The sequence below is a fragment of the Stenotrophobium rhamnosiphilum genome (assembly GCF_003052265.1).
GTDB classification, from domain to species: Bacteria; Pseudomonadota; Gammaproteobacteria; order Nevskiales; family Nevskiaceae; genus Stenotrophobium; species Stenotrophobium rhamnosiphilum.
Window position 1 is genome coordinate 84,774 of sequence record NZ_QANS01000008.1, and the last position, 22,146, is coordinate 106,919.

General features: G+C 55.7%; 15 protein-coding genes and 1 pseudogene. 10 read left to right on the plus strand and 6 right to left on the minus strand.

Annotated features, from left to right (window positions below; genetic code table 11):
- Positions 1-39: 39 nt before the first annotated feature.
- Complete coding sequence (locus CJD38_RS17290) at positions 40-954, minus strand: DUF808 domain-containing protein (protein ID WP_107941633.1); 915 nt, start codon at positions 952-954, stop codon at positions 40-42.
- 26 nt (positions 955-980) lie between these two features.
- Complete coding sequence (locus CJD38_RS17295; RefSeq protein ID WP_107941634.1) at positions 981-2,189, minus strand: hypothetical protein; 1,209 nt, start codon at positions 2,187-2,189, stop codon at positions 981-983.
- Positions 2,190-2,305: 116 nt separating this feature from the next.
- Between CJD38_RS17295 and mnmG the strand changes: the two genes are divergently transcribed.
- Entirely contained in the window at positions 2,306-4,195 is a 1,890-nt protein-coding gene (gene mnmG, locus CJD38_RS17300) for a tRNA uridine-5-carboxymethylaminomethyl(34) synthesis enzyme MnmG (protein WP_107941635.1), read from the plus strand.
- A 159-nt stretch (positions 4,196-4,354) separates the two neighbouring features.
- Positions 4,355-4,774 carry a hypothetical protein gene (locus CJD38_RS17305; protein WP_107941636.1) on the plus strand — a complete coding sequence of 140 codons (420 nt, stop codon included), beginning with the start codon at positions 4,355-4,357 and terminating at the stop codon, positions 4,772-4,774.
- Positions 4,775-4,836: 62 nt separating this feature from the next.
- Here the strand turns inward: CJD38_RS17305 and CJD38_RS17310 are convergent, their stop codons facing one another.
- Complete coding sequence (locus CJD38_RS17310) at positions 4,837-5,601, minus strand: M48 family metallopeptidase (RefSeq protein WP_161554276.1); 765 nt, start codon at positions 5,599-5,601, stop codon at positions 4,837-4,839.
- Positions 5,602-5,920: 319 nt separating this feature from the next.
- Positions 5,921-6,718 carry a ParB/RepB/Spo0J family partition protein gene (locus CJD38_RS17315; RefSeq protein ID WP_107941638.1) on the minus strand — a complete coding sequence of 266 codons (798 nt, stop codon included), beginning with the start codon at positions 6,716-6,718 and terminating at the stop codon, positions 5,921-5,923.
- A gap of 51 nt (positions 6,719-6,769) precedes the next feature.
- Here CJD38_RS17315 and folE point away from each other — a divergent pair.
- A pseudogene (gene folE, locus CJD38_RS17320) lies at positions 6,770-7,321 on the plus strand (GTP cyclohydrolase I FolE); the annotation flags it as partial.
- A 139-nt stretch (positions 7,322-7,460) separates the two neighbouring features.
- A complete protein-coding gene (locus CJD38_RS17325; RefSeq protein WP_107941639.1) occupies positions 7,461-8,444 on the plus strand; it encodes an acyl-ACP desaturase in 984 nt (327 codons plus the stop codon).
- Positions 8,445-8,505: 61 nt separating this feature from the next.
- Here the strand turns inward: CJD38_RS17325 and CJD38_RS17330 are convergent, their stop codons facing one another.
- Positions 8,506-10,728: a YadA family autotransporter adhesin gene (locus tag CJD38_RS17330; RefSeq protein ID WP_161554277.1), complete on the minus strand. Its 2,223-nt coding sequence runs from the start codon at positions 10,726-10,728 to the stop codon at positions 8,506-8,508.
- Between the two features lie 238 nt (positions 10,729-10,966).
- Here CJD38_RS17330 and CJD38_RS17335 point away from each other — a divergent pair, with 238 nt between their 5' ends.
- Complete coding sequence (locus CJD38_RS17335; protein ID WP_107941641.1) at positions 10,967-12,103, plus strand: helix-turn-helix transcriptional regulator; 1,137 nt, start codon at positions 10,967-10,969, stop codon at positions 12,101-12,103.
- 59 nt (positions 12,104-12,162) lie between these two features.
- Positions 12,163-13,299: a helix-turn-helix transcriptional regulator gene (locus tag CJD38_RS17340; protein ID WP_107941642.1), complete on the plus strand. Its 1,137-nt coding sequence runs from the start codon at positions 12,163-12,165 to the stop codon at positions 13,297-13,299.
- Between the two features lie 2 nt (positions 13,300-13,301).
- Here the strand turns inward: CJD38_RS17340 and CJD38_RS17345 are convergent, their stop codons facing one another.
- Entirely contained in the window at positions 13,302-13,580 is a 279-nt protein-coding gene (locus tag CJD38_RS17345) for an acylphosphatase (RefSeq protein ID WP_107941643.1), read from the minus strand.
- A 29-nt stretch (positions 13,581-13,609) separates the two neighbouring features.
- On the opposite strand from CJD38_RS17345, the gene CJD38_RS17350 reads away from it, so the two are divergent.
- The 4 genes from CJD38_RS17350 to CJD38_RS17365 all read left to right on the plus strand — a co-directional run bounded on the left by CJD38_RS17350 (position 13,610) and on the right by CJD38_RS17365 (position 22,140).
- Entirely contained in the window at positions 13,610-14,299 is a 690-nt protein-coding gene (locus tag CJD38_RS17350) for a hypothetical protein (RefSeq protein WP_107941644.1), read from the plus strand.
- Between the two features lie 281 nt (positions 14,300-14,580).
- Complete coding sequence (locus CJD38_RS17355; RefSeq protein ID WP_107941645.1) at positions 14,581-15,873, plus strand: MdtA/MuxA family multidrug efflux RND transporter periplasmic adaptor subunit; 1,293 nt, start codon at positions 14,581-14,583, stop codon at positions 15,871-15,873.
- Between the two features lie 46 nt (positions 15,874-15,919).
- Positions 15,920-19,030: an MdtB/MuxB family multidrug efflux RND transporter permease subunit gene (locus CJD38_RS17360; protein ID WP_107941646.1), complete on the plus strand. Its 3,111-nt coding sequence runs from the start codon at positions 15,920-15,922 to the stop codon at positions 19,028-19,030.
- Complete coding sequence (locus CJD38_RS17365; RefSeq protein ID WP_107941647.1) at positions 19,027-22,140, plus strand: multidrug efflux RND transporter permease subunit; 3,114 nt, start codon at positions 19,027-19,029, stop codon at positions 22,138-22,140. The genes CJD38_RS17360 and CJD38_RS17365 overlap by 4 nt, the downstream gene beginning before the upstream one ends.
- Positions 22,141-22,146 lie beyond the last annotated feature (6 nt).

Consider the following 22,146-nt stretch of genomic DNA (forward strand, 5'->3'; position numbering starts at 1 on the left):
CCCGGGTGCAACCCGGGTTTCACCCGGACTACGGACAACTTACTTGCGTAGGCGCTGGATCAGCATCACCACTGCAAGAACAAGCGCACCCGCGATAACACCAAACACTGCTTCCAACACCGTGCCAGCGATTGCCTGCACCAACACATTAACGCCAGCAATCGAAGCTGAAATCGCAACAATCGCGTGATGCACAATCGGCAAGCCGTGAACCAAAATGCTGCCGCCGACCATGAACATGGCGGCGGTGCCGACAACCGATAAGGTCTTCATCAACATCGGCGCAAAAGCCAGCAATCCACGGCCGAGCAACTGTGCTGCGGCATTCGCTTTGCGACTGAAATAGAGGCCAGCGTCATCGAGTTTGACGATGCCCGCCACCAAGCCATACACGCCGACCGTCATCACCACTGAGATCAGCGAAAGCACAGCAAGTTGTTTCTCGAAGGTCGCACCTGCAACCGTGCCGAGCGCAATCACAATGATTTCGGCAGACAGCACAAAATCCGTGCGCACTGCACCTTTCACTTTGTCTTTTTCAAACGCGACGATATCGACGCTGGCATCTGCAATCGCTTTGAGGCGCGCCTCTCGTTGCGCCTGATCTTCATCCGCATGATGCAGAAACTTGTGCGCAAGTTTTTCCACGCCTTCAAAGCACAGATATGCGCCGCCCAACATCAGCAGCGGAATAATCGCCCAAGGAATGAACGCGCTGATCGCCAATGCTGTGGGCACCAGAATCAGCTTGTTGATTGCCGAACCTTTAGCTACTGCCCAAACCACGGGCAGCTCACGATCCGCATTCACGCCAGAAACTTGCTGCGCATTCAGCGCGAGATCGTCACCGAGTACGCCTGCGGTCTTTTTAGCCGCGACTTTGGTCATCACAGAAACGTCGTCGAGTATCGAGGCGATATCGTCAATCAATGCCAACAAACTGCTACCCGCCATACATCACCTTTTTGTAAAAATTATTTCTAGAGTGCTTCAAAAATTGTCTGCATCAGCGCGCGATAAAACGCCAAGCGTGGGAAGTCGTTATTCCCGAGATTAAAAGTCTTATAACTCACACCCCAGTGATGCGTACGCACGGCGCCGAGGTGGATATTATTTTGAGCAGCGATCTGAGGCACTTTCGGCACTAGGTTATCGCTGAGCACGACCTGACCATCGTTGTAGATTGAGACCGGCTCCGACACGAGCGCCTGACGATACATGGCGTAGTCATCGAGATTGAACTGCCACCAGTGCCGCTTGTAATCCTTCAGCGGCAACACCGCGCCAATTGAAAAGTATTTGAGTTGCGGCGGCAGCTTCGGCGCGTAGTCGCGCATGCGTGACTGACGCTCCTCGTGTGCAAGCGAGCCGATGCCATCGGCCATGTCTTCACGTAGCTGCGGCGTACCAAGACCGGCCAATTTTCCGATCAGCGGATGACGACTACAGAAGTCGATCACCTTATGAATGCTAAATAACTTTGGCTTGGGACTCAGCAAATCGTCGGCCAGATATGAGCCGCCGATATCGCCACACAGCCCAAGGAATCCACGCGTGTTTTTGAGAATGAAGCTGTCGGCGAAACGGCCCGCGTGCAGATCAGCCAGCAGTTCCAGCGCCAGAGGCGAGCCATAGGAATAGCCGATAAAGAAAAGCTTGTATCCCTCGTCTACCCACCCGCGCAGACTCGGGCTGTTGTGCAGCATCTCAAACAGCGGCTCATTGATATGCCGCATTGCTGCATTGGAACGCGGGTATTTCACATAGAGCAGCTTGAGGCCATCGCCGCACGCATAAACCTGCTCTTCTGGCGCATCGCTCGTTGGGCCCGGCTTGAGCATCACGACGTGATGCGGTGAATCCTTGCGTTCAATCGACTCATGCCATGAAAAATTCTTCAACGTTTCATGGGTAAACCCGGGCAGCATCACCAGCACGATTTTCTGCTTGTGATAAAGATCCTGATTGGCTGCGACGCCAGCAGTAGAGGCCAGCGCGAGTCTTTCGCGGATCTCGGTTGGACTCAATTCGAGCTTTGAATAGTCCAGGTCACGACCTGCACCCGTGATACGCAGCTCGTCCAAGCGATACGGCTTCCATGCCCATTGCGCGATTTGTTCGGCGCTAAAGCCCTGCGCCGCCAAATGGCGAATGAAATACTCCGAAAACCGCTGTGCCCAATCCGTCATGGTTCTGCCTTATTTTTTATTGCGCGCAAATTAGCACTCCGCAGGGCAGAAGTAGCCTGCATTGATCACTTTTTACTCAGATCAGCGTAAAATCCGCGCCCTTAGCGAGTTGACCCATGTCTGAACACCACCAATTTGATGTGATTGTCGTCGGCGGGGGCCATGCCGGCACCGAAGCCGCGCTCGCGCCTGCCCGCATGGGCCTGCGCACGCTGCTGCTCACGCACAACATCGAAACGCTGGGCCAGATGTCCTGCAACCCCGCCATTGGCGGCATCGGCAAAGGTCACCTCGTTAAAGAAGTCGACGCCCTCGGCGGCTTGATGGCTCGCGGTGCGGACCACGCCGGCATCCAGTTCCGCATGCTCAACGCCAGCAAAGGCCCAGCCGTTCGCGCCACTCGCGCTCAAGCAGACCGTGCGCTTTACAAAGCCTTTGTACGTCACGAACTGGAAAACACGCCGAACCTGACGCTGTTCCAACAGCCGGTCGACGATCTGATTCTGGAAGGTGAACGCATCACCGGCGTCATCACACAGATGGGCCTGAAATTTTACGCGCCTGCTGTCGTGCTCACGGTTGGCACCTTCCTCGCTGGCCGCATTCATATCGGCATGGAGAACATGCCCGGCGGTCGCGCAGGCGATGCGCCAAGCAATGCGCTGTCGGTGCGACTACGCGAAGCACTTCCACGCATCGGCCGTCTCAAGACCGGCACGCCGCCACGTCTTGATGGCCGCACGATTAATTGGGATGTGCTGACACCGCAGCCGGGCGACACACCGACACCGGTGTTCTCTTTCATGGGCTCGCGTGCGCAGCATCCACAGCAGATCAACTGCCACATCACGCATACCAACGAGCAGACGCACGACATTATTCGCAGCGGCTTTGATCGCTCGCCGATGTTCAATGGCGTGATTGAAGGCGTGGGTCCGCGCTACTGTCCGTCCGTTGAAGACAAGGTCAATCGCTTCTCCGACAAACTCTCGCACCAGATTTTTCTGGAGCCAGAAGGTTTGAGCACGACGGAAATTTATCCGAACGGCATTTCGACTTCGCTGCCTTACGATATTCAAGAACGCTTCGTGCGTTCGATCAAAGGCCTTGAGAACACGCGCATCGTGCGTCCGGGCTACGCGATTGAATACGATTATTTTGATCCGCGTGATTTGCAGAATTCCCTACAGAGCAAACACATCAAGGGTCTGTATCTCGCTGGCCAGATCAACGGCACCACCGGTTACGAAGAAGCCGCCGCGCAAGGTTTGCTCGCCGGCATCAACGCGGGTCTGCAAGTTAAAAACGAAGCGCCGTGGACACCACAGCGTCACGAGGCTTATATCGGCGTGCTCGTTGATGATCTGATCACGCGCGGCACCACCGAGCCGTATCGCATGTTCACTTCACGCGCCGAGCATCGCTTGCTGCTGCGTGAAGACAACGCTGATCTTCGTCTCACCGAACTCGGCCGCAACATGGGCTTGGTTGATGACGCGCGTTGGCAGCACTTCACACAGAAGCGCGAGGCCATCGAACTAGAACGCACGCGTCTTGATCAGCTCTGGCTCAAGCCAGCGCAGCTCAGCACGCCAGAAATCGTTGAAGTGTTTGGTCCCGCAGCCGTGAGCAGTGGTTTTTCCGCATTGGAATTGCTGCGTCGCCCTCAAGGTGATTACGCAACACTGGCGCGCTTAGGCATGGGCGCTGACGGCATTGATCCGGACGTTGCAGAGCAAGTCGAAATTCAAACCAAGTACGCGGGCTATATCGATCGTCAGCAGCTAGATATCGAACGCAGCCGCCGCCATGAAGATGCCCCGCTGCCGCTTGATTTGGATTACACCGCCGTGACAGGCCTCTCCAACGAGGTGCGCGTCAAACTCGTTCAGCATCGCCCACAAACCGTGGCGCAGGCTTCGCGCATTCAAGGCATCACGCCTGCGGCGGTGTCGCTGCTGCTCGTACACCTCAAAAAGACCGGCCAGCTCCGCAAAGCGTCTTAATGGGGGCAAACCCGGCCAATAAGCCGGGTTTTGGGCATATCGAAATAATGATTGTCAGATCGGCGACCTGATTCATAGATCGTTCAGAATTTGACCGTAATATGCATCCCGTTCCACCCGCATTTAGTTTCAACCACACCTATAACGAGGATCACTCACATGAAAAAATTCGCACTCGCTGCTGCCGCTGCTGCTCTGGCTCTTTCTGCTCCGATCTTTGCTGCCGGCCTCGGCGCTTCGGTTGGCCTCGACACCTCTGGCGTGACCGATGCCGCTAAGGGCACCGTCAGCGCAACCACCGACGCCGCCAAGGGCGCTGCTCACGGCGCTAAAGACGCTGCAGGCAAAACCGTTGACGCAACTAAAGAAGCCGGCCACAAGGCTGCTGACGGTGCCAAGGGCGCCGCTGCAGACGTTAAAGCCGAAGGCAAGGACGCTGCTGCTGAAGCCAAGAGCGAAGGCAAAGCTGCCAAGCACCGCGCCAAGAAGAACGCTGCCAAAGCAAAGGCTGATGCAGAAGCCAAGGCTTCAGCAGCAGTTCCTTCGGTTGACGCTAACGCCAGCGTTACCACGAAGTAAGCTTCACCCTTCAAACAAAAAGGCGAGCCTCGGCTCGCCTTTTTGTTGTCTGAAAGAAAGTGTTAGTTCGCGCTGCGCGAACTCGGCAAATACAAATGCAATCGCGCGCCCTGATCACGCAACCAAGTGCGGTGCGTATCAAAGTCTGGCATCTGTTGTTCGACCAACGCCCAAAATGCGTCGGAGTGATCGTGATGCTTGATGTGGCAAAGCTCGTGAATCACAACGTAGCGAAACACTGCGGGCGGCGCCATCACCAAACGCCAAGACAAGCTGATGCCACCATCAGCAGCACAGCTTCCCCACAAAGTTTTTTGATCGCCGATACGCGGTTCACCGACGCGAATACCTAGGCGCGCGGCTTCTTCGTTCATCATGCGTTGCGCGTCTTGCCGCGCTTGGCGTTGCAGTTCTTGCACCAACACACGCTGCAACTTTGTGCGATCGCCCAGTTGGGCAGAAGGAGAGAACACGCTGATTGCTTCGTCATCAACTCGCACGCTGATGTTGCGCATGCTGGTGCTGACAACTCGGAGCGGCAGATCAATGCCACGCAGTGGAATGCGATCGCGGTTGTCCCAATTCAAACGCTGCGGATCAAGTGGCGCATCCGCATGACGCTGACGCATCTCCGCAATTTTTTGTTGAATCCAACCTTCGCGACTTTTCAAAAAATCGCGCGCTGCATATTTGGGCGCATGACGTGGAATCACCAACACGACTTCGCGCGGCGAACGGACTTCGATGCGAATGTTGCGCGACTTGGCACTGACCCGCTCGATGACTTCGTAGCGGTCGTCAAACAAATCAAACTGGAGCTTCTGCACTTCCAAAACCGCCTCCAAACATCCACCCGCACTGCCGGTTGGCAGCTTTAGGGTTGTGTGCAAATAATATCATTACTAAAAATTAGTAAATACAAAAAAACAAACCGTGCTGCATTTTAATGCACCGAAACTGTCGCTACGGTTGCCGGGTCACATAACGGTAAAAAAATCGTCACGTGCGGAGCAAACCCTTTAACTACCTGCATTGCTGCGGTGAACATCAAAGCTTATCCACAGCTTTATCCCAACCTTCTGTCGATAAATACTACTCGTTTAGGTAGACCCTTTTGGTCAGCGACATGCCGACTGGCTCCACCCATCAATCTGCCGAATAGCCGACCTTTGCGAGCACGCCATCCAGCTCATCGAGAGAGTGAAACTTCACCTTCAGTTCACCCTTACCTTTTTTGTCTGCACTGACCAAAACGCTGCACCCGAGCAGGTCTGAGAGATCACGCTCGAGCTTTTTCCAGTCACCTGGCTTGGTAGGGTGAAACACAATCTTGCTATCGCGTACCGCCGCAATCTTGCGCTCCAACATGCGCACGGTGAGCTTGTGACGAATGACTTCGTCTGCCCAACGAATCTGATGTTCCAGCGGTTGGCCCGCCAACACTTTGGCGTGGCCGAGCAGAATGTGACCTTCATTAACCAGCGCCTGCACTGTCGGCGCGAGATTGATCAAACGCAGATAGTTAGAGACGTATTCGCGTGATTTGCCAACGCGCTCGCCAATCTGCTCATGCGTCAGCGTGAAAATTTCTGAGAGACGTTTAAGGCCCGCCGCAGTTTCCATCGGCGTGAGTGACTCACGCTGCAAGTTTTCGATGAGGCCAACAACGAAGGCCTCGTCATCGGTCAAATCATCGCGAATGATCGCCGGAATATCGTGCAGGCCCGCTTGCTGCGCAGCGCGCCAACGGCGCTCACCCGCCAGTAGCTCATAACCCCAAACCTGTGTACGCAACACAATCGGCTGCACCACGCCGGACTCGCGGATGGACTCCGCCAGATCACGCAACGCATCCGCATCGAAATGCCGACGCGCCTGCTGGGACCCGGGACGAATCAGGTCGATCGGGACTTCTTTAATGACGGTATTTGGACGCTTGGACATGAACCACGAGCTGAGCAGGTATGGGACAATCTACGGCGAAATCAGAAGACGAGCGCCGCAATGGAAGCACAGTTTAGAGCCATCATCGAAGCCGTAGGGGAAAATCCTGAACGCGAAGGTCTCGTTCGCACGCCTTTGCGTGCCGCCAAAGCCATGCAGTATCTGACGCAGGGCTATGAGCAGGACATCAACGAGATCGTCAACGGCGCCATTTTCGAGTCTGAAAATGACCAGATGGTGATCGTGCGCCATATCGAGATGTACTCGTTGTGCGAGCATCATCTGCTGCCCTTTATCGGCAAATGCCACGTCGCCTACCTGCCGGATGGCAAGGTCATCGGCCTGTCCAAGATCCCCCGCATCGTCGATATGTTTGCCCGCCGCCTGCAGATTCAGGAAAACCTGACCAAGCAAATCGGCGAATGCGTGCAAAACGTCACCGGCGCCAAAGGCGTGGCGGTTGTCATTGAAGCGAAACACCTTTGCGCCATGATGCGCGGCGTCGGCAAGCAGAATTCGGACATGGTGACGTCCGTGATGCTGGGCCGTTTCCGCGAGGATTCCCGCACTCGCCAGGAATTCCTGGATCTAATCCGCTCTTAAAGCCGTATAAAGGCTGGTGCGGACTCAATTCGCGGGTTTACTGCACAAGTGTATATTGCGCGCCACTGCACAAGTGTATATTGTGTAAACATGCATCGGCTTTCGATGCGTGCTTTCCCTAGCTAGAGGCCTCAAGCCGATGTCAGCCGTTATGTCGTCCAGCCGCTTTGGCACACCCGACCAGATTGAAGTTCTGGTCCACCTGGAACCGCTAGTCCGCGAGCAGATCGAACTGCACAAGGGCGGCCGCAAGCTGTGGTTCCCGAATGACCTGCTTTGCGCCGACGAAAAAGCTGGCGAAGAAACGGAAGCCGAGATCCTTCGCACCCGCGACGCCGCACGCGGCATCCCGGACACGGTTCGCGTTGCACTCGCATTGAACCTGCTGACGGAAGAAGGCCTACCGCACTTCCATCGCCTGATCGCCGTGTACTTGGGCAACGAAAGCCCTTGGAGCACCTGGAACAATCTCTGGACCGCCGAAGAAGATCGCCACGGCTGCGCCATGCGTGACTACATCCGCGAAGTGCGCATCCTTGATATGAGCGCGTTCGAGCGTCGCCAGTTTCAGTACATCGACGCTGGCTTTGAACCGGAATGGGAAAACGACCCGTATCGCTTGCTCGCCTACACCTCGTTGCAAGAAAAGGCGACGCAGGTTTCGCACTCCAACACCGGCCGCATCTGCGGACAGTACGAACCACGCGGCCAACGCGTGCTCGCACACATCTCGGCAGATGAGTCACGTCACTACGCGTTTTATCGCGCAGCGTTCGACGGCATTCTGAAAATCGACACCAACCGCGCACTCAACTCGCTGCTCAAAGTCGCCACTGGTTTCGCTATGCCCGGCCACGCCATCACTGGCTTTGACGACATGAGCGAAGTGCTGCGTCGCGCCAACATCTTTGGCACGCGTCAGTATCAAAAGATTTTGGAAGAACTGTTGGAGTTCTGGAACATCGGCTCGCTCACCGGCCTCAACGACCTCGGTCGTCAGTGCCAAGAAAAGCTGATGAAACTCCCAGCACGTCTTGCACGTTTGGCCGATTACGCCGACGCAAAAACCGTGAAGCGCGGTTTTGCTTTCGACTTTATCTACAATCGCGGCATCGAAATCTAAGCAGTACGCTTCAAAGAAAAAGGCCCGCATTGCGCGGGCCTTTTTTTGTTACTGCGATGAATCAATCGCCGCCAAGAATAAACGACATGCTGCCGCGCACTGCTGCGCCGCCACCTTGTGGTGAATAACCAACACCAAGGTTCAAGGCGCTATGCCCGCTTTCATTGAAACGCGAAACGCTCAGACCCAAACCATCTTGTCCACGATAGTGGCCATAGCCTGTCGTCACCGAATACTGACCCGGCTTGAGCATGATCGGATTCGGCGTCGTTGCCATCGCGATTGCAGTACCGCGATAAGCCGCATCGGCGACACGACCAATGAGTGCACCCGAGCCGCTCACAGCGTCTTGCAACTGTTTGAAGTTCACAGCATCTGTAGGGCCGGTGCCCGCAGCGACATTAGTGATGCGGCGTTCATTGCCAGCTGAGCCAATACTCAAGGTGTTCGCTTGATCAGCGATAGAGCCATTACCCAAGGCGATGCTGTTCGCAGCCGCGGCGGTGGTCTGGGCATTGTTGCCAATCGCGGTGGAGAGATTGCCATTGGCCACCGCGTTGTCACCTACCGCCGTGGTATTGGTGCCTAATGCTTGTGCGCCAGTGCCCACAGCGACGGAAGACTGCGCAACGGCACCGTTACCAATAGCCACCGAATTTGATGTCACCGCCCTAGCGTTGTTACCGATTGCCACAGCACCAGCAGCTTGCGTTGTGGCACCTGTACCCAGCGTGACCGTGTTGCTTCCGCCAGCACTCGCACCTTCACCTGCAGTCACCGTATTCACCGCTCCCGCCGTAATGCTGACGTTCTGAAGATGCAGCTTGGTTTCAATATCCTGATCCTTGGCTTGCATCGTTGTAATGCTAGTTTCGGCAGTTGTCAGACGCGTGCCTTGCGATGAAACCGTGCCCTGCAGTGTCGTGATATTGCCCTCGGCAGTCGTCACACGTGTGGCCACTGCGTTGACTTGGCCAACGTTGGCAGCATCGGCGTTTTCGATGCCATCAGCGACATGGACGATGCGGCGTTGGTTGCCGACTCCACCCACCGAGAAAGTATTATTTTCAGTCGCAGTACTGCTATTGCCGATGGCAACCGCATTGGTCACTCCATTCAGCACGATGGAACCATTGCCGATGGCAACACTGTTGGTCGCACCTGACTGCACATTCGCACCAGAGCCAATGGCGACTGCGCTCACCGCGTTAGCGGCGGCGTTAGAACCCAAGGCAGTACCGGCCGTGCTGCTCGCGCGACTATTAAATCCAAGCGCGATGGACGAAGAACCTGCTGCGACTGCAGAGTCACCCACCGCCGTTGACGAAGTCCCTCTGGCCTCACTCTCCACGCCGAGTGCGCTAGAACGATTGCCCTCAGCAACGGCACCACCATTGGTGTAGCTACCATCCGGCTGAAGCACGGCAAACGAACTGCCGCCACCGACGGCTGTACTTAAACTTCCCTTAGCTTCTGCGTAAGTACCAAAGGCGCTGCTCGCAACACCCGAGGCATTCGATGATGTACCGACCGCCGTCGCATTGCCTTGGGAAGCGTTGCTACTGGTGCCATAGGCCGTGGAAAAATCCGCAGTCGCTTGAGCAGCGCTACCTGTCGCTGTAGCGTTGGCGCCGGCGGCTTTAGTCAGGCGTCCAATAGCAACGGAATCTTGACCACTCGCAATACTGCTACTACCGACGGCACTAGCGCCGAATTTTGTCGCTGAGGCGCCATTGCCGATGGCTGTCGAGCCTTCGCCTTTAGCAGAACTGGCATTGCCAAAAGCACTGGCTCTCAGCTCGGTCGCTTGGCTACCAAAGCCCACTGCCGTGGCAGCACTCTCTGTCGCTTGGCTATGCGCACCCACGGCAACAGCGCCGTAGGCGCCCGTGGCACGCGCGCCTTTAATCTGATTAGTCCCATTAATCGGGTCATTACCATTCTCAAACCCGCCACCAATCGCGACATTGCCCAGTCCACTAGCGGAAGCAGGATCAATCTGAGTCCCACCCTGTGAAGTTGGACCGCTTCCGATTGCGACAGCCCCTTCCGCAAGTGCCGTCGTGCTGTTTCCTATTGCGATTGAATTTTGGTCCTGAGCTATTGCACCTGGCCCTACGGCGACAGAACTGGGATCGGCGGGGACATTCGCGCCATCGGTCGCACCTGCAAACACCGCCGGTGCAAAAAAGCTCATTGCAATAACCGTGGCGACCAGATGGCGCCGAAATGTTGGCGCAGCGTCGCGCGAACTCTTTGTTTTTATTACGTGCTGATTCGTCATGACCATCTCCCTGAAAGTTGAGTTAGCCGCGACAGGTGGATGATGCAATTTGCTCATTCCTGTCCCGCGGCCGCGTCATAGAGATAGCCTTGCATCGACTTTTGCGCCCCATAAGGGCTAATAGGGATTGCTTAAAGTCCTTGTAAAAGCTACTAATACAAGCAAGCTCAAATGGATAAATGAGCTACCAGAGGGAAGGACCCCCGGCAGAAATGCCATTGGTGATTTGGGGAATGTGATGTCGATTCTCAAAGCCGCGACGCGTGCATCAGCGCGGATTCGGCAATTAGCAACGCTTGATATCAGTGGCCCGCAACTCGCGCCGCTGGTACTGCAAGAGCTGCATGCGCTGCTGCCGTTTGAAGTGGGCATCTATAACCACACCGCAGCGGATGGCAGCTATCACTACTTTGTAGACGAGCAGAATGCGGATCAGGTTTTAACGCCGATGAGCGTTGATCCCTATTTTTTTCAGCTCGAAAATGAAGTGGTGCGCCCAGAGAGTGAGTCTGTGCTTTGCGAATTCGGCCCCACGCCGATGACAGAAGCCTTGCGCATCTCACGCTCGGAATTTCTACAGCACCCTTACTACAACGAAGCATTGCGCCTCGCCGGTGGCGATGATGGCGTAAGAATGTTGCCGCGCTCACGCGATGGCCAACCCGTTGGCCGAATCCTGATTGGCCGCGACTCGCGCAAGCATCACGATCAACTGATTTCACGCGCAGATTTGCAAGCAATGACACGCGTACAACATTGGATCTCGCACGCGCTACAACCGCGCGAACTTACACCAACGCTCGAATACGATACAAACGATGTCGCCCTGCTCGTCGTTGGACACGATATGCGCTTGCAGCACTTATCTCCCAATGCAGAGCGCCTCGTATCGCTAGCCTTTGGTGGTCGATGGAGACGCCAAGGCAGCTTGCCTGAAGCACTTGTGCAAGTTCTGCGCGGCCTGCGCCAGCTGAACAAATCAGAACATCACGCTTGTCCGCCAGTGCTAGACAAAATCAGTCCCTGGGGACGTTTTAGTTTCCGCGCGCATCTATTGGATGCGACGCCCGCAAATGTCTCCGAGCTCATTTCAAACAATTCACATATCAGTGCCTACGGCATCACCGTGACGCATGAAGTGCCGAAAGCATTGCGCTTGATTACCGCCGTGCAAAAAACCGACCTGCCGCAACGACAAGCCGAAGTTTGTTATTGGCTCGCGAGTGGTTACACGCATCAAGACATTGCAGACCGCAACGGCATCAGCATCAACACCGCGATTTATCACAGCCAACAGATCTACTCGCGATTTAACGTTAGCAATCGCAAAGAATTGGCTTTGCAGTTATTAACAACGAGTGCGACACAACATTAAACTGCACCAGGCCCCACCCCTCTAACCGTTAACACCTCCGCTGGCTTTACGGAAGATCGATGTCAAATTTCAGAGCAACTGCCCGCGCCTCTGCACGGTTGAAACAATTAGCAACACTAGACATCAGTGGCCCACAACTGGTGCCGCTTGTTATGAATGAGCTGCATGGGCTGTTCTCGTTCAACGTCGGCATTTACGACCACACGACAGCCGATGGTGACTATCACTTTTTTATCGATGAGCAGAATGCGGACAAGGTTCTGACGCCGATGATCGCGCATCCTTATTTTCTGCAACTTGAGAATGAGGTGATGCGTTCGCGGCGCAATTCTGAGCTCTATGAATTTGGCCCGACTCCGATGACGGAATCCATGCGGATTTCACGTTCGGAATATCTGCATCATGCATTCCACAACGAAGCGCTGCGCCCCGCTGGCGGCGACGATGGCGCTCGCTTGCTGCCACGCTTACGTAACGGTCAACCACTGGGCCGATTGATTCTGGGACGCGACTCTCGCAAACATCACAACCAGCTCGTCAGCCGCGCCGAACTACAACCGATGGCGCGCGTGCAGCATTGGATCGCTCACGCACTGGAGCCACGCGCCCCGACAGCAACACTCGAATACGACAACAAGGAATGTGCGCTGCTCATTGTGGGTGGCGATATGCGTCTGCGTCATTTATCACCGAACGCTGAGCGGCTGATGACGCTCGCATTTGGTGAGTACTGGCGTCTGAAAGGCTCACTGCCAGAGGACCTGCTGCGAGTTCTGAGCTCAATACGCCAGATCAATCATCAGGATCATGCCGGGCAGCCGCCCGCTCTGGATAAAAATAGTCCTTGGGGGCGATTTAACTTCCGGGCGTACATTCTCGATGCAACGCCGGAAAATGTCGGAGAACAAATTTCTAACGGCAATCACGTCATTGCCTACGGCATCACCGTGACGCATGAAGTACCCGTTGCATTGCGTTTGATCGAAGCGGTGCATCACTCCCGACTGACGTCACGACAAACTGAAATTTGTTATTGGCTGGCGCGCGGAGCGCAGCATCGAGAAATTGCCGATCGCTGCGGCATCAGTATCAACACCGCGATTTATCACAGCCGCCAGATTTACGCGCACTTCAACGCCAACAATCGTCAGGAACTGGCGACACAATTATTGGCGAAGAACGCGACTCGCCATTAGCTTCAGCGGCGCACTTCAAATCCAAGCGCGTCCGGCTGGGTGTCGTTGATGATCCACTGTATGCCATCGACTCGCGCTAACGTCGGGCCGTGGCGCATCCAGGCTTTCAAGGTTTCCAATGCAGGCCCGGGGCCGCTGACCAAGCCCTCGACGCGGCCATCCGGCAAATTACGGACCCAGCCATTCAGTCCTAACTGGCGCGCCTGTTCTGCGGTGGACTGTCGGAAATAGACCCCTTGCACGCGGCCGGTGACGATAAAGCGGTAACATTCGTCTGTCATTTTTGTGAAAGCTGCTTTGGTCTTATCTCATGGGCATTTTAAACCGCATCCGCAAAGGTCTTGAGGTCATTGGCGTTCGCTCGTCCGAAGACGACCTGCCGATGAAGGATCGCGAAGAACTCTCGTTTGCTGCCGAAGTACCGGTTGACGGTGCTAATGCGCCCCTGTGGCGCGTTAATGTGCAGCTGGTCACGGAGCCGCATGGCGATGGCGAACGCGTGCGTTTGCGTGCACATGTGCAAACCAATTTTGCTTCGCTGCGCCCGGCACTCACCGCGACGAGCGGCAAGAGCGACACAAAGGCGATTGGCAATGGTCGCAGCGGAAAATCGCTAAGCCTTACTCAACGCACCACCGCATTGGCGCAACGCGCGCTGGAAAATCCGGTGGTTAACTTCTTGGCGCAGCCGCTGCTCAAGCACGATTTCAATACCTGGATTGATTTGCAGGCCTCGACCGCTTCACTCGACGCTGGCGCTCACGCGCTGGTTCCGCAAAGCGAAAAGCTCACCGCAATGGGTATCCGCCCTGCACGCAGCAAAGATGGTGGGCCGGTTGCGGAGTCGTGGTCGGGTCAGTCACCCAACGGCTCGGGCTTTGCACAGGTCTCGATTATTCAGATGGAAAAGAAACATCTGCCGGCACAGCTGGTGAAGATGTTGGGCGACAAGCCGTTTCAGATGGCTGGGGCGATTATTAATACCGTCGAAGAGAAATAGTTGTTCGTAGGAGCGCCCGCTTCTGCGCTGCCTTTTAAAGCCAGCATCTCTGCACAAACACCTCCGCTCCTGCGCATCCATGCGCCCGCGAAGGTACCGTACATCCTGTACATAACTTAACCCTTATATAACGCGGCTTTGCACGCGCTTTACATTAATCTAGGCCCCTAAGTGCGGGCCTGCGTTCAGACGGCATCGATCTGAACAAAATCCTGTCATTCGTTTGATGCGCATCCAGCCAAAATCGGCGGCGCACTATTTACTGATTAGGATTTCCTCAGATGAGCGCAGGACCGGACCAAGCCAACTCGTATCAGCGCGCCACTGGCGCCCCACGCAAACGCCGCAGCAAATGGTGGTGGCTGGTCGTTGTGGTGGTGATCGCCAGCATCGGCTGGATCATCTGGTCTGCCAAGCATCAGCCCGCACAAGCAGCCGGTGGCCGCAAAGCCGGCATGGCTGGCAAGGCGATGACCGTGAACGTCGCTGCCGCGCGCAGTGGCGATATCAATCTGTATCTCTTTGGACTCGGCACAGTCACGCCGCTGGCAACCGTTACGGTGAAGCCACGTGTTGATGGCCAACTGATGCGCATCCTGTTCAACGAGGGACAGGAAGTGAAAGCAGGCGACCTGCTCGCAGAAATTGATCCACGCCCTTTCCAGGTTCAACTCTCACAAGCACAAGGCCAGCGCGCACGCGATCAAGCCCAGCTCGAAGCAGCGCGTCTTGATCTGGAGCGTTACAACACGCTCTACACGCAAGACTCCATCGCCAAGCAGCAAGTTGATCAGCAAGCGTCTTTGGTGAAGCAATACGAAGGCACGGTCAAAACAGACCAAGCCGCAGTCGACGATGCCAAATTGCAGTTGACGTATTCACGCGTCACCGCGCCAGTGAGCGGCCGCGTGGGTCTGCGTCAGGTTGATCCAGGCAATATCGTCAGCACTGGCGATGCCAATGGCATTGTTGTGATCACACAGCTCAAACCAATCAACGTTCAGTTCTCGCTGCCAGAAGACAATTTGCAAAGCGTGCTTGAGCAAATCCGTGCAGGCACCAAGTTGCCCGTCGACGCATACGATCGCGCGCAGACCACTTTGCTCGACAGTGGCTCGCTACTCACCATCGACAATCAAATTGATCCGACTACCGGCTCGGTCAAACTCAAATCTACCTTTGCGAACAAAGCGGAGAAGTTATTCCCGAATCAGTTTGTCAACGTGCGCATGCTGTTGACCACTAAGCGCGGCGTCACGCTGATTCCGAGTGCGGCGATTCAGCAAGGCGCAAGTGCGGTCGGCACTTATGTCTACGTGCTGCAACCCGATTCAACAGTGAGCGTGCGCAAAATCAAAGCTGGCACAGTTGAAGGTGACAACACCGAAGTAGTCAGTGGCCTGAAAGTTGGCGAGCAAGTGGTGATTGATGGCGTCGACAAATTGCGTGAAGGCGCAAAGGTCGCGCTGCCCAATGCCAAGCCTGCTGATGGCGCGCCAGCGACCGACGGCAAAAAGAAGAAGCGCGAAGGCGGCGGTGACAAGCCACGCCACAAACGTCCTGCTGCTGAATGATGGCCGCGCCTTTCGCGCTCGCCCTCATCCATAGCCGACTCTGATCATGAATCCTTCACGCCCCTTCATCCTTCGTCCCGTCGCCACGACGCTGATGATGGCTGCCATTCTGATTGCGGGCGCGCTCGCATATCGATTGCTGCCGCTTTCTGCATTGCCAGAAGTGGATTACCCAACGATACAAGTTGTAACGCTTTACCCCGGCGCCAGCCCAGAAGTGATGACCTCATCCGTCACCGCGCCATTGGAGCGTCAGCTTGGACAGATGCCAGGCCTCAATCAAATGTCGTCGACCAGCTCCGCTGGCGCGTCGGTCATCACGCTGCAGTTCAATCTGGAATTGAGCCTCGATATTGCTGAGCAAGAAGTGCAGGCAGCGATGAATGCTGCAGGCAATTTGCTACCGGCCGATCTGCCCGCGCCGCCGATTTACAGCAAGGTGAATCCCGCAGACACGGCGATTCTGACGCTGGGCCTCACCTCTAAAACCTTGCCACTCACCGACGTCGAAGATATTGCCGACACCCGCCTCGCACAAAAAATCTCGCAGCTCAGTGGCGTCGGTCTTGTCACCATCAGCGGCGGCCAACGCCCTGCCGTGCGCGTGCAAGCCAATGCCAAAGCATTAGCCTCTTATGGTCTCAACATCGATGACCTGCGCACTTCGATTGGTAACGCCAATGTGAATGGCGCCAAGGGCAGCTTTGACGGCCCAACTCGCGCTTACACGATTGACGCTAACGATCAGCTCAAATCTCCAGAGGAATACAAGAACATCGTTGTCGCTTATCGCAACGGCGCGCCGATTCATTTGTCGGATGTTGCAGACGTTATCTCCGCTGCCGAGAATATTCGTCTCGGCGCGTGGATGAATAAAACGCCTGCGGTGATTTTGAATATTCAGCGCCAACCCGGCGCCAATGTCATCGAAGTGGTTGATCGCATCAAAGCCTTGTTGCCCGGCTTGCGTGACAGCTTGCCGAGCTCGGTCGATGTCAGCCTGATTTCGGATCGCACCACCACCATCCGCGCATCCGTGCATGACGTGCAGATTGAATTGCTGTTGGCCGTGGGCCTCGTCATCGCAGTGATCTTCGTATTCCTGCGCAGCGTTCCTGCCACCATTATTCCGAGCTTGTCGGTGCCGCTGTCGCTGGTCGGCACGTTTGCTGTGATGTATCTGGCGGGCTTCTCGCTGAACAACCTCACTTTGATGGCGCTGACCATCGCGACCGGTTTCGTCGTCGACGATGCCATCGTGATGATCGAAAACATTTCGCGTTACATCGAGAAAGGCGACACGCCGATGCAGGCTGCGCTCAAAGGCGCGGGCCAGATCGGATTCACGATTGTGTCCTTGACGGTGTCACTGATCGCCGTGCTGATTCCTCTGTTGTTCATGGGTGATGTGGTTGGCCGCTTGTTCCGCGAGTTTGCGATCACGCTCGCCGTGACCATTGTGATCTCCGCAGTTGTGTCGCTGACGCTGGTGCCGATGCTCTGCGCCAGACTGCTGCATCACACGCCAGAAGCACAGCAAGGTCGCTTCTATAAAAAAGCGGGCGCTGTGATCGACGGCATGATCGAGCACTACAGCCGTTGGCTGACGTGGGTTCTGGATCGCCAGAGCGCAACGCTGTGGGTTGCTGTCGGCACCTTGGCACTCACCGCGCTGCTCTACATCGCAATCCCTAAAGGCTTCTTCCCGCTGCAAGACACTGGACAAATTCAGGCAATCACCGAAGCGCCACAATCCATCTCTTACGCGGCTATGGCGAAGCGTCAGCAAGCCTTGGCCGAAGTCATCCTTAAAGATCCGGATGTTGATGCACTGTCATCCTTCATCGGCGTTGATGGTGCCAACAGCACATTGAACAGCGGCCGCATGTTGATCAGCCTCAAGCCACATGATCAACGCGATGGCGCGCCTGAAGTGATGCGTCGCCTTCAGCAAGAAGCAGAATCTGTCGCGGGCATCTCTCTGTATCTGCAGCCCGTACAAGATCTCACCATCGAGAATCGCGTCAGCCGCACGCAGTATCAGTTCACGGTTGAAGATCCAAACCCTGACACGCTCGCGCTGTGGGTGCCGAAGTTGCTTGAACGTTTATCCGAGCTGCCGCAGCTGGCCGACGTTGCCAGTGACTTGCAACAAAACGGCCTCGCCGCATACATCAAGATTGATCGCGACGCCGCAGGCCGCCTCGGCATCACACCAGCCGCAGTCGATAGCGTGCTCTACAGCGCTTACGGCCAACGCTTGGTGTCGACCATCTTCACGCAAGCTAATCAGTACCGCGTGGTGTTGGAAGCCGCAAAGGGCCAGCGTGAAGGTCCATTAGCGGTCAACGAACTCTACGTCGCTGCTTCTGACGGCCAGCAGATTCCGCTTAGCGCGATTACAACCATCACCGAACGCGCCGCACCGTTGGTGATCAATCACCTCAGCCAGTTCCCATCGACCACGGTGTCGTTCAATCTCGCACCGGGCGCTTCACTCGGCGATGCCGTTCAAGCGATTAAAGACGCTGAAGCTACGATGGAAATGCCCGTCAGTATGCAGACCAGCTTTCAGGGTGCGGCATTGGCGTTCCAAGCTTCGCTCAGCAATACGCTGCTGCTGATTCTTGCTGCGATTGTCACCATGTATATCGTGCTCGGCGTTTTGTACGAGAGCTTCATCCATCCGATCACGATTCTGTCGACGCTGCCATCGGCGGGCGTTGGTGCATTGTTAGCGCTGATCATGTTTGGCAATGATCTGGGCATCGTCGCGATCATCGGCATTATTTTGCTCATTGGTATCGTCAAGAAAAACGCGATCATGATGATCGACTTCGCGCTCGATGCTGAACGCAACGAAGGTAAATCTGCACGCGATGCAATTTACCAAGCCTGCTTGCTGCGCTTCCGTCCGATCTTGATGACGACGCTGGCCGCGCTGCTCGGCGCATTGCCACTGATGCTCGGCACAGGCGTTGGTTCTGAACTGCGCCATCCGCTTGGCGTCAGCATCGTTGGTGGTTTGATTGTGAGTCAGGTGCTGACACTGTTCACCACGCCTGTGATCTATCTGGCTTTTGATCGACTAGCGAAGCGTTACGGAAGTAAGGCTTCGCCAGAAAACGAAGCCAGCCTTGGTGATTCGTCGCTGTGAGTATTTCTGCGCCCTTCATCAAGCGCCCAGTAGCAACCACGCTACTGACAGCAGCGATTGCTTTGGCGGGCGCGCTCGCGTTCCGCTTGCTGCCAGTAGCGCCATTGCCGCAGGTAGATTTTCCAACGATCTCAGTTCAAGCCTCATTTCCGGGCGCGAGTCCGGAGACGATGGCCAGCAGCGTCGCGACGCCGCTAGAGCGTCAACTCGGACGCATTGCTGGCGTCAGCGAAATGACTTCGTCGAGTTCACAGAACTCGACGCGCATTACGCTGCAGTTTGAGCTCGACCGCGATATCGATGGCGCAGCGCGTGATGTGCAAGCGGCGATTAATGCGGCGCAAAGCCAATTGCCTACCGGCATGCCGAATCGCCCGACGTATCGCAAGGTGAATCCTGCGGACGCGCCGGTGATGATCCTGACGCTGACTTCCAGCACATTTAGTCAGGGCCAAATTTACGACGCGGCTTCCACCATCCTCGCGCAAAAGCTTTCGCAGGTATCAGGTATTGGTCAGGTTCAAGTCGGCGGCAGTTCTTTGCCAGCCGTACGTGTTGAACTGAATCCGACCTCGCTCAATAAATACGGCATTGGCCTTGATCAAGTTCGCAGTGCGATCTCCACCACCAATGCCAATCGCCCCAAAGGTTCGGTTGAAGAAGGCGATCGTCACTGGCAGCTTTACACCAATGAACAGTCACGCCAAGCCAGCGACTATCGCTCACTGATCATCCGCTATCAGAACGGCAGCGCCGTTCGTGTATCGGATGTCGCAGAAGTCACCGACTCGGTTGAAGACCTGCGCAACCAGGGCTTCGCGAATGGAGCGCCATCCGTTCTCGTCATTCTTTCTCGCCAACCCGGCGCCAACATTATTGAAACCGTTGAGAACGTCAAAGCGCTGTTACCCGCGCTGCGCGCTTCAATTCCCGGTGGCATCAGCCTGAATGTGGCGATGGAGCGCACTGCGACGATTAAGGCATCGCTGCACGATGTTGAACGCACTTTGGCGATTTCAGTCGGGCTCGTGATTCTGGTGGTGTTTGTATTTTTGCGGAACGTACGCGCCACACTCATTCCTGCCGTCGCGGTGCCAGTGTCTTTGATCGGCACTTTCTCCGTGATGTATCTCTGCGGCTACAGCCTCGATAACTTGTCGCTGATGGCACTCACCGTCGCTACGGGTTTTGTCGTCGACGATGCGATTGTGGTTTTGGAAAACACTTCGCGGCATATGGAAGCGGGCATGTCGCGCATGGAAGCCGCGCTGCTCGGCGCCAAAGAAGTCGGCTTTACCGTACTGTCGATGAGCTTGTCGCTGGTTGCCGTCTTCATCCCAATCTTGTTGATGGGCGGCATTGTCGGTCGCTTGTTCCGTGAATTCGCGGTGGTCTTGTCTATCGCCATTGGCATTTCATTAATCGTTGCGCTGACCACTACGCCGATGCTGTGCTCGCGTTGGCTACAGTCACCGAAGGAATATGAGCACGGTCGTTTCTACCGCGCCAGCGAGCGCGTGTTCGTTTCGATGCTGTCTTTCTACGAAGACACTCTGCGTTGGGCCTTGCGCCACGGGCGCTTCATGATGGTGCTGTTGCTCGCAACCGTCTGTCTCAACGTTTATCTCTACACACTCGTGCCCAAGGGATTTTTCCCGCAACAAGACACCGGCCGCATCATGGGCGGTATCCGTGGCGATCAAAGCATTTCGTTTCAAGCGATGCGCGGCAAGCTTTCCGAGTTCATCGGCATCATTCAGAAAGATCCGGCAGTCGCTGATGTCGTCGGCTTCACCGGCGGCGGTCAGCGCAATAGTGGCAATATTTTTATTTCGCTCAAACCACTGAGTGAACGCAAAGTCTCTGCTGATCAAGTGATTGCGAGACTACGACCGCAGTTCACCACCGTCGCCGGAGCCAGCGTGTTCCTGCAAGGCGCGCAAGACATTCGCGTCGGCGGCCGCATGGGAAATTCTCAGTACCAATACACGCTGCAAAGCGACAGCCTTGATGAACTTCGCACCTGGACACCCAAACTCGCTGAAGCATTGCAGAATTCAACAATTGTCACTGACGTAGACAGCGACCAGCAGCAAGGCGGCCTCGAAACCATGCTGACGATTGATCGCCCCACCGCGACACGCTTGGGCATCAGCACGCGTGATATCAACAACGCGCTCAATGACGCTTTCGGCCAGCGCCAAGTCGCCACGATCTACAACGCGTTGAACCAATATCACGTGGTGATGGAAGTCTCGCCACAGTATTTGCAGAGCCCGGAATCACTCAGAGGCGTTTATGTGAAAACCAGCGATGGCACGATGGCGCCGCTGATGTCCTTCGCGAGTTTCCAGCCCGCCAATGGTTCCCTGTCAGTCAATCACCAAGGCGAATTCGCGGCATCGACGCTGTCATTTAATCTGCCCGAAGGCGTGGCACTGAGTGATGCGGTTGCTGAAATCAAGCACACGATGGATAACATTGGTGTACCGACACCAGTGCACGGTAGCTTCCAAGGCACCGCGAAAGCATTTCAAAAATCGCTTGAGAGCCAACCTTGGTTGATTCTCGCGGCCTTTATCGCGGTGTATATCGTGCTCGGCGTTTTATACGAGAGCTACATCCATCCGCTGACGATTTTGTCGACGCTGCCTTCTGCTGGCGTTGGTGCGATTTTGGCTCTGCTCGCTTGCAAGAGTGAGTTCAACATCATCGCCATGATTGGCGTTATTTTGCTGATTGGTATCGTCAAGAAAAACGCGATCATGATGATCGACTTCGCACTCGATGCCGAACGCACGCGCAATTTGACGCCTGAGCAAGCAATCTTCGAAGCCTGCCTCAAGCGTTTCCGCCCGATCATGATGACGACGATGGCGGCGCTGCTGGGCGCACTGCCACTGGCACTCGGCACCGGCGTTGGTGCTGAACTGCGCAAGCCACTCGGCATCTCGATTGTTGGCGGCTTGATCTTTAGCCAAGTGCTGACGCTCTACACCACGCCCGTGGTTTACCTTTATCTCGACCGCTTCAGTAACTGGTGCTCACGCACTTGGGCGCAGCGTCGTGGCAATCATTATTCAAACAGCGCGCAGGATGCAGCGCTGTAATGCGAG